Annotated in this window: 11 protein-coding genes; 5 read left to right on the top strand and 6 right to left on the bottom strand. The window is 47.8% G+C overall.

Annotation, left to right across the window (positions count from 1 at the left end):
- The first annotated feature begins 78 nt into the window (after positions 1 to 78).
- On the top strand, positions 79 to 897 hold the full coding sequence (gene amrB / locus KIS29_00320) for an AmmeMemoRadiSam system protein B (GenBank protein MBX8638770.1): 819 nt from the start codon (positions 79 to 81) through the stop codon (positions 895 to 897).
- A gap of 28 nt (positions 898 to 925) precedes the next feature.
- On the opposite strand, the gene KIS29_00315 is transcribed toward amrB, so the two are convergent.
- The 4 genes from KIS29_00315 to KIS29_00300 form a co-directional block, all read right to left on the bottom strand.
- Positions 926 to 3688, bottom strand: coding sequence for a hypothetical protein (locus KIS29_00315; protein MBX8638769.1), 2763 nt, complete (start codon positions 3686 to 3688; stop codon positions 926 to 928).
- A gap of 178 nt (positions 3689 to 3866) precedes the next feature.
- Entirely contained in the window at positions 3867 to 4322 is a 456-nt protein-coding gene (locus KIS29_00310) for an Lrp/AsnC family transcriptional regulator (protein MBX8638768.1), read from the bottom strand.
- A gap of 66 nt (positions 4323 to 4388) precedes the next feature.
- On the bottom strand, positions 4389 to 4910 hold the full coding sequence (locus KIS29_00305) for an ArsR family transcriptional regulator (protein ID MBX8638767.1): 522 nt from the start codon (positions 4908 to 4910) through the stop codon (positions 4389 to 4391).
- 12 nt (positions 4911 to 4922) lie between these two features.
- Positions 4923 to 5186 carry a hypothetical protein gene (locus KIS29_00300; protein MBX8638766.1) on the bottom strand — a complete coding sequence of 88 codons (264 nt, stop codon included), beginning with the start codon at positions 5184 to 5186 and terminating at the stop codon, positions 4923 to 4925.
- A 264-nt stretch (positions 5187 to 5450) separates the two neighbouring features.
- On the opposite strand from KIS29_00300, the gene KIS29_00295 reads away from it, so the two are divergent.
- Positions 5451 to 6782, top strand: a complete 1332-nt coding sequence (locus KIS29_00295; protein ID MBX8638765.1) for a hypothetical protein — start codon at positions 5451 to 5453, stop codon at positions 6780 to 6782.
- Between the two features lie 16 nt (positions 6783 to 6798).
- On the opposite strand, the gene KIS29_00290 is transcribed toward KIS29_00295, so the two are convergent.
- Positions 6799 to 7407, bottom strand: a complete 609-nt coding sequence (locus tag KIS29_00290; protein MBX8638764.1) for a DUF835 domain-containing protein — start codon at positions 7405 to 7407, stop codon at positions 6799 to 6801.
- Between the two features lie 137 nt (positions 7408 to 7544).
- Between KIS29_00290 and KIS29_00285 the strand changes: the two genes are divergently transcribed.
- Positions 7545 to 9455 (top strand): hypothetical protein, encoded by a 1911-nt coding sequence (locus KIS29_00285; GenBank protein ID MBX8638763.1) that lies wholly within the window; start codon positions 7545 to 7547, stop codon positions 9453 to 9455.
- 5 nt (positions 9456 to 9460) lie between these two features.
- Here the strand turns inward: KIS29_00285 and KIS29_00280 are convergent, their stop codons facing one another.
- Positions 9461 to 10879 (bottom strand): DUF835 domain-containing protein, encoded by a 1419-nt coding sequence (locus KIS29_00280; GenBank protein MBX8638762.1) that lies wholly within the window; start codon positions 10877 to 10879, stop codon positions 9461 to 9463.
- A gap of 152 nt (positions 10880 to 11031) precedes the next feature.
- Between KIS29_00280 and KIS29_00275 the strand changes: the two genes are divergently transcribed.
- Together KIS29_00275 and KIS29_00270 are read left to right on the top strand one after the other, a co-directional pair.
- Positions 11032 to 13587: a hypothetical protein gene (locus KIS29_00275; protein MBX8638761.1), complete on the top strand. Its 2556-nt coding sequence runs from the start codon at positions 11032 to 11034 to the stop codon at positions 13585 to 13587.
- A 43-nt stretch (positions 13588 to 13630) separates the two neighbouring features.
- Entirely contained in the window at positions 13631 to 13987 is a 357-nt protein-coding gene (locus KIS29_00270; protein ID MBX8638760.1) for a hypothetical protein, read from the top strand.
- The last annotated feature ends 58 nt before the right edge of the window (positions 13988 to 14045 follow it).

Below are 14045 nucleotides of genomic sequence, written 5' to 3'. Positions count from 1 at the left end.
AAAGTTCTGTCTCCTTCTGCCCGAAATCCAGTTTTCGTTTTGGAATCATTTTTACGCCCGGCTGTCGTTATACATGCTATGAGATTTCCTGCAGTTTCCGGAACGTTTTATGATGCCGACCCTGCCAAATTGAGGAAAGACATCAGAAGGTGCTTTCTCTCGGGCCGGGGACCCGGCGAGCTTCCAGATGAGCATAACAGAGGCAGCAGCAGAAAGATCAGGGGAATGGTCGTTCCGCATGCCGGCTACGTGTACTCCGGGGAAATAGCTGCCCATGCATATCTTGAGCTCTGGAAGGATGGCATTCCTGAGACAATAGTCGTCATTGGTCCAAACCACTATTCGGACTGGCCGGCAACGGCACTGTCGAGCGAGAACTACCTTACGCCTTTTGGTGAGGTCGGAGTGGACATGCATACATCAAAAATGCTGGAAGGCGGGTATATTCAGTTCGATGACATATCCCAGGCATCCGAACATTCCATAGAGGTTCAGCTTCCGTTCCTGCAGTTTTTATCGGGCGATTTTGAATTTTTACCAGTATGCATGGGAGCGCAGAATGTGGACACCGCAATTTCGCTTGGGTCAAGAATTGCCGGAGTACTGAAAGGGAAGGATGCCGTAATCATTGCATCCAGTGATTTCTCTCACTATGTGCCTGCAGCCTCTGCTCAGGTGAAAGACATGAAGGCGATAGAATCGATACTTGCCCTCGATCCTGTCAGACTCGTCAAAACAGTCATCGGTGAAAGAATAACCATGTGTGGTTACGGTCCCGTTGCAGCAATGCTTTCAGCCGTGGATTCAACCAAGGGAACACTTCTCTCCTATGGCCATTCCGGCCAGGTCGAACCAATGGAAAATGTTGTCGGATACGGCGCAATAAAAATAGAGTGAGCCAACACTGGCTCACCTGCGGACACTTTTATTTCTGTTCCTGTTTGCCTGAATCCTGAGGGCTGTCATTCTTCTTTTCGGTTTCTTCCTTCTTCCCGCTTCTTCCAAGATCCCTGGGATGCATTTTCCTTCCGGTATAGGCCATGAATGCAACACCGAGTGCAATCAGTGTTATCAGTCCCCATAATACCGAGCCAAGACTTACTCCGCCTATTACGTTGTAGTTCCACACAGGCTGTGCATTCGAAATTGCCATGTTTTGAAGTGCAGAGCTGATAAGTCCATTGTCATCTATTGCCGTCACGGAAATAATATAATTGCCGTTTCCAATCGATGAGGGGACATTGTATCTGATGCTGCCCTGTGACGATGCGACAGTCAGCGTGACCGATGAATCCGGAACTCCGAGGATTGAAATCTGAAGCGTGTAAGTCGGCGATGCTGAAGACTGCTGGTATGTGTCGATACGGTAGTAGATGGTTATAGTGCTTCCCTGCGTGTATGTGTCGGTGACATAGCTGGAGCTGGATAGTGAAAAGAATATCTGGAATCCCGACTGGAGAAATATTGCGTCAGATGATGTTATTGTTCTGCCCGAGCTGCCGTTTGCCGCAACGACTGTTATGGTGTAACTGCCGGCTGGCACCTTTGGCACCTTGAATGTAAAGGAGGTTTTCAAGGTGCTTCCGCTCAACACCGTATAACCATTCCCGTCGGTCACCGTGTAGTAGTATTCAGGCGCATTAAATCCGTTTCCGACGATGTAGTATGATACCTGTACTGTCTGCGAGGGCAGGTAGAATGTTCCACCCGTGTTTATTACAAGCATGGCTTCGACGACAGGTACATTGATTACGGCTGAAGCACTGTTGCCATTCACATCGCCCGCCAGGACCGAAAGTGTCATTGTTCCGTAATCGCCTGCAGGTATCTGGAATTTAATCAGGCCGTTTGAACTTGTTCCCGCAGTTATCGCCCCGTTGTTGATTGTGGCTGAATATGAGGCTGAAGCTCCAGTCAATGCTGTTCCGTTGCTCACCAGCTCCCATGTTGCACTGAAGTCTGAGCCGCTGACATAAGCTTCCTCCGAGGGCACAAGGACGAGCGAGTACTGTGCCGTTTGTTTTACAAGTTCGAACGTTGTTTCCGCCAGACTCTGCCATCCATAGGCACTCACACTGACGTTGATGCTGTATGTCCCAAGCGTTGCGTTGCCCGGAAACAGCAGCACAAACGAGGCCTGCCCGTTTCCGTCCGTTGTCAGGCCCCTCTGGCTGAAACTGCCAAGAACAGTGCCCTGGAAGCTGATATTTGCATAAACCAGGGCGTCCGTGACAGGTGACGAGGGGAAGGCGCGGAATGGTGATACGAATGCGCCGACATAGACAGTGATGGGCTCACCGTGGTAATATGCTGAGGCGCCAGTATAGACGTAGCTCGCTAGGTCGTTGACTCCGACAACAACAGTTGTCGACGCAGTGTGGCCGAAACTGTCAATTGCATTAAGCGTTACGGTCACCTTTGACCTGAACTGTGCAGTAACGGGTATAATCACATTGAGCACTCCGCCGGTGACAACTCCGCTTTCACTCTGTTTTCCATTGCTTGTCGTGTAGTTCAGAGTATAGGTTACACTCACATTACTTGCAGGTGCATTGTTGGAGGTATTTGTAATGGTGTAGTCAATTACCGCAGGCTCACCGGGCAGATAGTTGAACTGGTTGGGGTACGCCTGGATTGAAATTGCCTGGAATGATATGACATTGGAGTAGAACAAGTACCCGTTTGATGTCTCAGTAACATTGAATATGTAGTGGCCGTCGGGTACGCTGTAATTAACATAGTAGGATGCATTCCAGTTGCCGCTGTAAACACGGCTCTGCGTCAAATCGAAATATCTCTGGCCCGTGCTGAGGCTCGTTATCGTTGCGTTTACATAACCATTGTATGGTTCAAACTGGCCGTAGAACTTCAGCAGCAGCCCCTGCCCGTATACATTGTTCGTGGAAGGAGGGGAGATCGTTATCTGATTGCTCATTATGAAATAGGTAGAATTTCCGGTCTGTGGATTATTCAGGGTCGAACCGCTCGGTGTTCCTGCAAAATAAGCTGTGAGATTATATGCACCATAGCCGCTGAATCCGTAGTATGCCGGAAAACTGATTAAAACGATGCCAAAATCGTCTGGTGAATATGTTCCGAGATTGAAAGTGTTGCCTGATCCGGACATCCCCATCGTGAAGAAAAGCTGAAGGCCGGCACTGGTGTTCCCGCTCATCGGATTGCCGAACTGATCAACGGATTTCGTGTGTGCATAAATGTAGCCGCTGTCAATGAAATACTGGTTTGGTGTCGAGAAGTTAGAGAGCGTGAATTCTACAGACGTCGTGTAAACAGGATTAAATACACTGAACGTAGTGCTTGCGACAACAGCTCCATTTATGGAGGCGTTCATCACATAGCTTCCGAGGCTGTATCCCGTCAGATCGAAGAAATTGAAATTTGAGGAAACCCAGGATTGATAAGCTCCACTGGAAGGTTCCGTAATTGACGTTGTAGCCACAATGTTTCCCGTGGACCTGTTCTGTATGGAAATTATTACGGCTGAATTGCCGGTTGTGTATACACCGTAGAACAGTGCGCCGTTTACGGTAAACCTGGATTGCAGATTTCCATATGCATTATTTGCCGTTATCGTGCTGGAGGACGCTGCAGCGTTCGAAGGCACAACCACCAGGACAGCGGAAACAATCATAATTGCGACTGCTAAGAGTATCATTATCCTGTTCATTTATGCACCCGTAGGTATTTCAAACTCCGAGGACAATTGTCCTTATCAGGATTTAATTAACTTTCTAGACAAAAATCGAATTTCATCATTCTATGCTTTTTTTTATCCTGCAGATGAACAAACCTAGCCAGAGCAGGGGGGTGGTGCGGAAAATTCCGTTAAGTCTGAAGACGGCCTTTCAAACAGGCAGCTCATAAGTTTCCTTCACAGTGTTAAGGACGACCTGTGTCAGCGTCCTCTCGATATACTCTGTTGTGAGTATTCTCTTTATGAAGGAATTCAGATCGTATCTGCTCGTAAACCTCGCAATTATGATGGAGTCCCATTCGCCTGTTACGTCATAAACCGCCGAAATATGCCTGTCGGCTGAAATCTTCTTCTGAACCTCCATCAGTTTACCCTTTGAAATCTGTATTCCGATTATTGCTGTCATGTCATAGCCGGCCTTCGAAGGATCAACAAGTGCTGAATACCCCCTTATTGTGCCCTGCTCTTCCATTTTCCTGATCCTCGATGAAACGGTATTAAGCGAAACACCAAGTTCCCTGGCTATATCCCTGTAACTCTTCCGTGCATTCTGTTGAAGCGAATGAAGTATAGAACGATCGAGTTTGTCAGGTCCTGTATCGTCCATTTCCCGCACCCTGAGAGTCAATACGCCGTTTGAATTTTAACTATTGCATTCGAATTGCCGGAGTCATCAGAGCCTGAGCCAGGAATCAATGAAGCTGTCGACAAGGTTATCCACAAAGGACGATCTGTATGTTATAAGCACTCTTATAATCTCATCCCTGTTGATTATCCCGTAAGTGGTGCCGCTTCCGGAGACATTCTCACTTACTATTCTGCTCCGAAGGAGCCTTTTCAGGTGGAATGAAAGTGCGCTCTTTGAAAAATCAAATTGTGAAAGGATATCTTCGAACGAGCTGTCTCCATTCTGGACAAGGAATAACACGATACGTCTTGGCGTCTTCAGTTTCAGAACGGAAAGCATCTCCCTGTCATATCTGCTCACTTCCCCGGAGACATAGTATCTCTTCCTGAAGCCGTCATCCACGGAGGTCAAAATCTTCATCTCTTCCAGGACACTCAGGTGATACTGTATCACGCCAAATTGAAGTGAAAGTTCTCTTTCGATTTCCCTTGCATAACTCCCCGGTTTTTGGCTTATAAGTTCGAATATTTTTCGTCTCGTGGCAAGAGACAGGGGATCTTTATCCATTCTGATACCGGTCTATTTCAGCACGGAAGCGTAAATGAAAAAGAGTATCGCAAGGTCGAGCACACTTGTTGTAATGAGTAATCCCTGATTCGAGAAATTTGTGAAAACCGTGAGATAAAGGACATAGAGGCCCTTGATGAAGAAGAACGCAAATGCGAGGGAAAGGAAAACTGTCTTCCAGCTCTTCATTCTCGTTGCACTCAGAAGTGATATGATGAAAAGGAGAAGCGAGAAGCCGACAACCAGGAATATTAAAAGCAGTACCAGATCATTCATTAAAACCCCTCACGGTGCACACTCTGCATTCAATAAGCTTCTTTAATCTTAATTACTTGATGCATCTGCCCAGAGATGCTCTCGTAACAATTCACCCGGTAACCTGGACGAAATCCGGGGGCAATTTTGGAGCGAACCGGCAATGGTCATCCGCATCGCTGTCAATTGACATCTGCGGATTCACTTCTCCGGGAGGGCAGAAATCTGTAAATCCTTATATAGTGTCTAGAGTGAATCAAAAGGCTGCAACGGACAAAGGTAATCATGTCTGATTCAACCGGTTCAAAGAGGAGAACAATTTACATCACTCTTGCCATCACAATTCTGCTTGCGGGAAGCACGTTGATACTTTCGGCCGGTGGAACCGGGCATTCAGCATCGGCGATGACATCATCGGGGGAAAACAGCCAGTCGGTCCTGAGCGCGACATCGATTATCAACAGCTCGTATGCCGGCAGTCCGGTCTCCGGTCCGCTGTTTTCTCCTTTTAATTATACCGGATCTTCCCCATTTTTTGTTTCCGGCAATTTTGTCAGTTTCGTTTTTGGCCCCGACAGCAGCAGCATTTCAGGCAAAAATGTTTCCGGTATCCAGATTCTTGACTTCAAGGTGGATCAGGAACCTGTTTCCAATTTTTCATCCCTCCTGTTCTCCCAGATGACATTTCAGTCGGCATCCTTGAACACGCTGAAAAGCGGGGTGCGCGGCTCGGTTTTCTACGCTTATTCGGACTCAATGCTTCTGCTCATACATGATGACCCTCAGGCAGTAATACAACTGTATTCATTCGGGCAGACGGTGTACAGCTCCGTTACCCTGAACCAGGACATCCAGCCCGCCAGCAAATTTATTTCACCCGATGTTCAGAGCAGTTTCATGGGAATGACTTATGATAACGGGAGCCTGGGTTTCACAGGTTACCTGATGTCATCCGATTCCAATTTGACAATAAATCAGTCAAACCTATTTGATTCCGTCGGCCCCTACCAGATACAAACTTCGCTGCCTCCGTCATCCTACCTGACCTCCTTTCAGGTTGCCGCTGGTGTAACCAATCTTAACTCGGCAATGAATCTTCTGGCAGAGGGTGTCTCAAAGGGGACGGTTTCATATTTTGCTTCGGCTGCATTGGTGTCCGGATCGTACGGATATGAAATGGATTATAACCTGAACGGGCAATCTGTCCTGCCTGTCAAACTTGTGCATAACGACATACGGCTTTCCTCTCCTGGCGGATTGACAGGATCAAACGGCACGACAGCAGTCTTTCTCTTCAGCGGAAATCTGCTGAATGCGACTTCGAAGCATCTTTCTCTCACACTTAACGGATTTGCTCTTAAAGACAAAGCATCTCTTGCGATGGTGTTATTCAAATCGTCCCTTTCCGGTTCCACTTTCAACATTACAGATATAGGTCATTACACAATGGTGGCTGTCTATACGCCGGGGACGATCACGAGCCTCAATATCACCGCCAATTCCGGTGCTCAGAGCGGGATCATCGGTCTGTTTTCGGCTACGGTGATACCTCTTTCTGCTGCCATAGCAATTGTTGCAATAGCCACTTTTGAAATGTACAGGCGAAAATCGACATAATCTCCAGGATTGTGCCTTATACCTTCGAGGAAGGGCTGCGCATTACCTTTACGCTTCCCGACTCAAGCGTCAACACTGCACCTGCCCTTCCTTCCGATTCACCTGATTTGATAATGGTCATCCCTCTCTCCACGAGCGCCAGCTCCCTCTTATCGAGTGTCTGAGGGTCCACTGATATCATCAGGACTGAATTATTGATGATTACCAGGTCCCTGATATGATTAAGGAAGCCTATCACGAGATCAAAATTGTTCTGATTGATGAGATATTCTATTCCGTCAAGCATTATTATGCAGGGCGCATTTTCCTTCATGAAGGCGGTGATCCTCTTGAGGATCAGATTTGTCTGGGTAGGTTCTATGTAATCTCTGCCGATAACATGGGTGAGCCAGATTATGGCCGAATTTCCGATGCTGTAATCTGCCCTGATCCTTTCAGGATAGACGCGTGTTATGAGCAATATCTTTGTTCCCTGGAGACCGGCTTCAGAACAGAATTCAAAAAAGAGTTTAGGCTTCTGCTCTTCAACCAGGTATACTTCCCCGGAAATGATTCTATGATTTTCAAATTCAAGCAACGGATCCTTGTTCGGCTGCACTATTACCGGCGATCGGGACACTGGCAATTGGTTTTATATTTAAAGCAGTCATTATCACTATTGATTTTCAGATGCGGATATGATTGCCGTTACAAATAAGTGCAGAGAGTATGATCCGCGTCGGAATCGGAGAATCAGTTCGTTTTTGAAGGGTGAATGGAAAATTGTCGGTTGCTCTTTTCAAAATCATCGCCGCAATCGTCATTGCAATTTCGATTGCACAGCCGGTCGCGCCTATGATGCCGCGCAGTACGATGTCAGCTGCAGTAAACCTGCAGCCCCGGCAGGCATATCAACTGACGGTGCCGGCCTCTCAGATGCACGGGCAAAACGGTGCTACCCCTGAAACGGCGGCAGCCGGATACCCGGCCGCGTCAGCTCAATCTTCTGCCCAGCCGGAAATGGTTTATATCAATTCCGATGCACCCGTGTCTACGCCGGGAAAAGTGAACTCCGTAGTGGTCATACCTGAGATTTACGGTCTTACCCCCTCAGCACCGATTCCTTCCAATTCAACCTCTGTTACGGACCACAGCGGCAATGTTCTGAACTGTTCAAATATCCCCTATAACATCTCCGCCAACGGAACGGTAGTCAATTTCAGTTTCACTTTGTCGGGCAATCTAACGGAAGGACCCTTCTCCCTCTCAATCCATGGCAGTGGAACAACTTATGAACTGGGTGATGCCGGTATAGTATCCGTTCCGGGAGTGAATCCGTCAATTTTTGCCTATCCTGCCAGCTCCTACAGCGGCGGACGAGTAACCATCCTTGCCGGTGGATTTTTTCAAAATGAAAGCCTGGGCAATGTGGTGATAGGTAACAGATCGTATGCAGGCACAAGCCTGCTGACGGATACGAATGGTGCCGGATACCTCAAACTTATTCTTCCTGCTCTTCCGTTCGGCAATTATTCCGTCAGGTTTATTGCGCAACCAGCTGAGATAGGCCATGGATCTGTTGTTCCACATCTCCTTCTCGGAGCGGATAACGGCAGCGTCGGAGAGGTGATCACCGGTTTTCTTTCCGGCTTCGCTGCAAACCAGAATGTAAATGTGGAATGGGAGGACTCATCAGTCAGCTATACAGGGGTTGCCAATATTACCGGGAGCCTTGTTGTTGCACTGGCCGTGCCTGTAATGTCATATGGCTACCATCAGGTAACTGCCAGTTCATCCGGCACGCCCAATGCATCGGCATTTTTCTTTGTAAACGTGCCCACTCTGGTAATAAAAAGCAAAAACGGCAGCCCGGGGCAGATGTTGCCAGTGCAGGGTTATGGTTTTTCTCCCGGCAGCAGCGTCAGTCTTTATATCGGCGGAAAAATTTTGCCGAATGAGACGGGAGAAGCAAACAGCAAAGGCCATGTGGAAATCAGCTTCTACATTCCCGGCGTTTTATCCGGCTACTACGAACTTATGCTTGCGTCGAATAATTCACTCGTTTCAAACACTGTTTCCTTTGTAATAATACCGGTCATCGACATCATCCACAGATCGATTGCTGTATCCTCTCAGTTACAAATTTACGGGATGTTTTTCATACCGAATTCACAGGTTGATATCGAACTGGACGGCAATGGCATAATAGGCACAATTATGACATCCAGCAACGGTACGCTGAACGGAGACCTGCGGCTGCCGCAGGTTCCCGGCGGTTTGACGCTCATTTCGGCATTACAGGCGAACGGCATCAATTCGGCCCCTGTGGGCATTATGGTCGTTCCATCACTCACATCAAACACCTATACCGGTTTTGCCGGTGAAAGAATAATCGTTAGCGGGACAGGCTTCAAACCGGGAGAAAGCTTATCCGTTCAGTGGAACCATCTGAATACTGACAGTTCATTAACAGTAAATTCCAGCGGCAGTTTCAGCATTCCTTTCACAATACCTTCAGCAACACCGGGTGTCTATCTGGTCACAGTGAACAGTACCGGTCCCTACATTGTCTTCACTGTCGCCCAGAACATCCCGTTCCTGTATTTTCTCCCTTCCTTCCTTATTCCGTTTTTCACCGGAGTTGTTTCATCTGTTTATATCTACCGGAAACTGAGAATCGGCAGAAAAAGATAGGCCGCTCATTTCAAATCTATTTCCTTCTCGCGACCGACCGTGCTTTCTCCTCTTCCTTTCAGTGAAAGTTTTTCCGCCAGAAGCACTGCTTTCAGCAGAAGCTCTGAATTGTCCCTGAGCTGCCTTTCCATTTCCTCCATCTTTGTATCTTTATCAGTCTTCACCTCATGCGATTCTATCCTTTGCTCCAGCACACGGACAAGTTCAATTTCCCGCTGTTTCAGTTTCTCCTCCAGTCTGCCGATCTCCTGCCTGATCACTTCCTTGGCATCCTCGAGCTCATTTATGCTGAGGATATGGTCTTCCGAACTTATCTGCGTTCCTGCCTTAACGGCCATAATCGCATTCTCGATCCTTGAAAGATATTCGTCCAGCCTGTCCTCAAGCTGCTGTCTTCTCACTGTTTCCTCTTTCAGCCTCTCCTCAATTTCGCCACCGGATTCTTCATCCTGCTCTGATGTATCCTGCCTGTAAATGGTTTCCGCACCCCTCTCAAACAGCGCAAGATGCATCGCATCAAGTGTCCTGGGATCTATCGAAACTACAACTGTTGTTCCGGTCGTTATTATCATGTCTTCAATCTTGTTTATGAACTTCAATACTGCATCAAAGCCGTTATTTGAAATCAGGTACTCTATGCCGTCAACCAGAATAATTCCCCTGATGCTTGAGTCAATGAAATGACCTATGGTATTCTGTATCGAGCCGAGGTGTGTCGGGTTCACGCACCTTCTTCCTACCAGTGTCGTAAGCCATAAAACCTGTTCATCCTCGATATCAATCATCCTGACGGATCGTACCCTCTCCGGCGGCTCCCTTCCTATTATCATGCAGGCAGTTCCTGCTCCGGCAAACTTCCTGATCAGTCCGTAGGAAAGGTCTGTCTTCCTTTCCTGTACAATGACAAGCGTCCCCGTCTGGAGCTTTTCGGTGTCAATAAGCCTGTCAATTTCATTTTCCACGCCTGCAGTTTCCATGCTGGACTTAAACTGCATTGCGTGCAGCCCCCTTCGCCTGTTTCTGAACATGTGTTCCGGAGGATTGTTTCCGCGGTACACCGCACCGACGATGTCTACTTCCCCAGCTATCACTGCGTTCTCTTTGAAATGCGCGGAACCCTTAACAAATGCAGAACCCAGGATCCTGGAATTCGCCTCCATGATGAGGTCTCCCTCAACCTGTATCCTGCCGCTTACGGTTGCATTTTTTCCCACCCAGAGATCACCCTTCGCGATAACATTGTCTTCAATCAACGAAGTCTCGAAAATGCTCACATTCCCTTCCCTGTCAACAAAAAGCCTGTCCGCCTTCGCTGTATGTTTTTCTGTATCAGCGCCATTCCCTGCGGTTTCACTCAGTGCCAGAATTTCAGATGCAAACTTCGGCCGGCCGGACCACTTTCCGGATTTTCTGAATATGCGCATGAAAGTATTCGGCCAGACTATAAATTAGGTAATCAATAAAGTTTGGGTATACTGCCCGCAGAAACAATGTGACATCGCGTAACCGGCGATGCTTGCCCGAACTGACGGACTCATTTATCTATTTGCTGGGTTTTCTGCATGAGATGGATTAAATGGAAATATACAACGCCGTTGCTCTCGCCATTCTTGTTCCATTCGTAGTTCTCCATGTAATGTACAGGATAGATCCTAGATATCTTGTTGCACTTTCTCTTGTCCTGCTTGTATCGTCGGCGGTAGAATCGTCAATAGGCAACACGAGTTCGGCCAACGACATCGCTATTGTCTTCTTTTACTGCCTGACTGCGGGTGTTTTCCTGATGATTATTGACGGCTATCTGGACAGGCCACGCCACAGATCGGGAAGACTCGGACGTTTCTTTTCATCTTTATACGTCTGGCTTTCGGACCAAGCTGCAAAACACCGGACACTGTTGTCCGAATATGCGATTCCAGCTGCAGTCTTCTCACTGCTGTCTCTACTGATCCTGGGTCCGCTGCTGAATGAAGGCTACATCCTTGTAACTGACATGGTCTTCGGCCCGCGCGTCCCGCTGTCCGGGGTTTATGGCCTGTCGCCATTTCTTGGCGGCGGAAACGCCCTTGCCGTGTTCGAATACCTGCTGTACGGCATCATTCCGGGATGGGCTGTTGAAAAGATTTTTCTCTTCCTGATTTTTTTCCTCTCAGGATTTACGATGTTTCGCTTCAGCCGGCATTTTGGACTGAATGGATTGTCCAGTTATTTTGCCTCAATACTTTATGTTGTAAATCCTTTTGTCTACGCAAGGATGCTTGCTGGAGCATGGGGCCTGCTCTTCGCCTATTCAATTTCACCTCTTGCCTTCCTTTATTTTATAGAACTTCTCGACAATGCGGAAAGCAAAGGTATGTGGAAGCACGCTGCAAAGACTTCGATTGTATTTTCTGTGGTTGTTGTCTTTGATATACACACCTTTGTGCTCGACGTGGCGCTCTCTGCCCTCTACTTTGTTACACAGCTCTTCTACATACGTCGCAATCGGTTCTCATCACGTCTGTTTGCTGAAGTGAAGGCGATTGCTCTTCTGGTATCTGTCCTCGCCGTCCTTAATGCCTACTGGCTTCTCTATTCTGCATACTCCACGCAGAAGATAATTGGGACGTTCAGTTTCCTGGATGCAATAGCGTTTGAGTCCACACCAACTGTATTAAACAACACAATGCTCAGTGTCGCCGCAATGTATGGATTTTTCCGCACAGGTTATCCATATCCAATATCAGCCTTTCCCTCTCTCCTGCTGGTTTTCCTTTTCTTCCTGCTCCTTTCTATTTATGGTCTCCTTTCCTATTACCAGGACAGCAGAAAAGGGCCTGTTTGCATATCGCTTTCAATTGCAGCAGTACTGTCTGTGGTTCTCGCTACAGGACTCTCCTCACCGCTTACCTCCGGCCTTTACACTTTCCTCTATGATAACGTCCCCCTCTTCAACGGCTTCAGGGAGCCTCAGAAATTTGTCGCACTGCTGGTGTTTGCCTACTCTTTTCTTGGCGGCCTTAGCGTTCTGCAGCTTCAGTCATTACTGGAAGGAAAGCATCTTCACTTCAATGCGAGCGGAATCAGGGGCCCGGCACGGGCGATCATCGTCCTCGTGATTGTCATGATACTCATTTCACCTTTCATTTATTCGTACATGGAGGTCGGCTCCTTTGACGGGCAGCTGACGTCTGTCCAGTATCCCGCATCATGGTATAAGGCGGAAGATATGATGAATCAGAACACTTCCGACTACTCAGTGCTGGTCCTTCCATGGCACGGCTACATGTACTATAACTGGAGCGGCACCAAATTTGCATCTCCTTTCAATCAATTTTTCAGCCAGAATCTGATCTACGGTGGTCAGGACACCTATCTCTCGGGTCAGGGAGAAAGCGGTCTCTTCTCGTCGCTGATGTCCTCAATTCTTAATGAGAGAAACAGCATCACACATCTTGGGAACTTACTGTCTCTCATGGACGTCAAATATGTCTTTCTGAGCAAAAGTGCAGATTACTGGAATTACTCATTCCTCTACGGGCAGAAGGATCTCAGGCTTGTTGAAAACAGTTCATCCTCCGCGCTGTTTGAGAACATGCATCCCGTATCAAGGGCTTACGTTGTCCACACCATTCAGATCGTAACAGGATATGAACAACTGATAAACCTGTCTGCAAGGCTTAACATGCTCGATTACGGCTGGGGTATTGCCCCGGGCCATACTGCTGCCACCAATGCGTCATACGGCAATGGTTCATATGTGCTCCTCAGCACAAAAAAGATCAGCGATGCAGACTATCGCATCTATTTGCCTGGAATGCTGGACTTCGGCTATCAGAACTACCTGATTTTCGTTCCGCCATCAGGCTCTAATTCAGGATGGCAAACGGCTCCGGACCTTGTATCATATGCGGCCAGCAATACAAGCATGTCCTACCGCTCCATAGGTGACCTGATGTATGAGATAAGCGGAGGAGGCCCGTCCGCCGTTTCAGTCTATTTCTCACCCTTCCAGGTGCTCACAATCGGATACATTGTTTCAGGATCGGGTCTGATTCTTCTGCTGCTCGCTCTGATCGTCATACCGCTCTATAATCAGGGCACAATCGCTCTTATCCGGAATTTCAGGGTATTCAGGAGGCGCAGTCAGTGAGGGGCCCCGTTCTTTGCAATCATCTGAATGAGAGGAGAGACGGGTGACCAGCCCTGCTGCAGGATCAGGAAAAAATGGCACAATCGGGCAGTATGAGGAACCCGAGGAAATACAGAAAGTGAACGCGCTGGATGCCACCGGAAAAACCTGGCGCGAATGGGTATACCGCGATTTCCTCCGTTATTTCATCTGGACACTGGCGCTGTTCGAAGCGCTCATTCTGATTGGCATTATAGCATATGCAACGGGCATTTCACAGTTCAATCCCTTCCTGATTTCCGGTATTACGTTGCTTTCCATCTTGCTCAACTACTTCTTAGTTTACAGAAGATTCTGGAAGAAGGAGCAGGAAAAACCGCCAAGGGAGCAGGAGGCAGATATATTTGAGAGGATCAAATGAGATGTTTCCGCTGCCTAAGACAAGTGAAAACAGGTAAAAGGTTTTCCGGCTGCACAGT

Origin of the sequence: Candidatus Sysuiplasma jiujiangense (assembly GCA_019721075.1) — an archaeon.
In the GTDB taxonomy this organism is placed as follows: Archaea; Thermoplasmatota; Thermoplasmata; order Sysuiplasmatales; family Sysuiplasmataceae; genus Sysuiplasma; species Sysuiplasma jiujiangense.
This window is presented reverse-complemented; position numbering and strand designations above follow the sequence as displayed.

Coding starts and splice junctions, on each gene's coding strand:
- amrB (MBX8638770.1), top strand. CDS start 79: ATGAGATTTCCTGCAGTTTCCGGAACGTTTTATGATGCCGACCCTGCC.
- KIS29_00315 (MBX8638769.1), bottom strand. CDS start 3,688: ATGAACAGGATAATGATACTCTTAGCAGTCGCAATTATGATTGTTTCC.
- KIS29_00310 (MBX8638768.1), bottom strand. CDS start 4,322: ATGGACGATACAGGACCTGACAAACTCGATCGTTCTATACTTCATTCG.
- KIS29_00305 (MBX8638767.1), bottom strand. CDS start 4,910: ATGGATAAAGATCCCCTGTCTCTTGCCACGAGACGAAAAATATTCGAA.
- KIS29_00300 (MBX8638766.1), bottom strand. CDS start 5,186: ATGAATGATCTGGTACTGCTTTTAATATTCCTGGTTGTCGGCTTCTCG.
- KIS29_00295 (MBX8638765.1), top strand. CDS start 5,451: ATGTCTGATTCAACCGGTTCAAAGAGGAGAACAATTTACATCACTCTT.
- KIS29_00280 (MBX8638762.1), bottom strand. CDS start 10,879: ATGCGCATATTCAGAAAATCCGGAAAGTGGTCCGGCCGGCCGAAGTTT.
- KIS29_00275 (MBX8638761.1), top strand. CDS start 11,032: ATGGAAATATACAACGCCGTTGCTCTCGCCATTCTTGTTCCATTCGTA.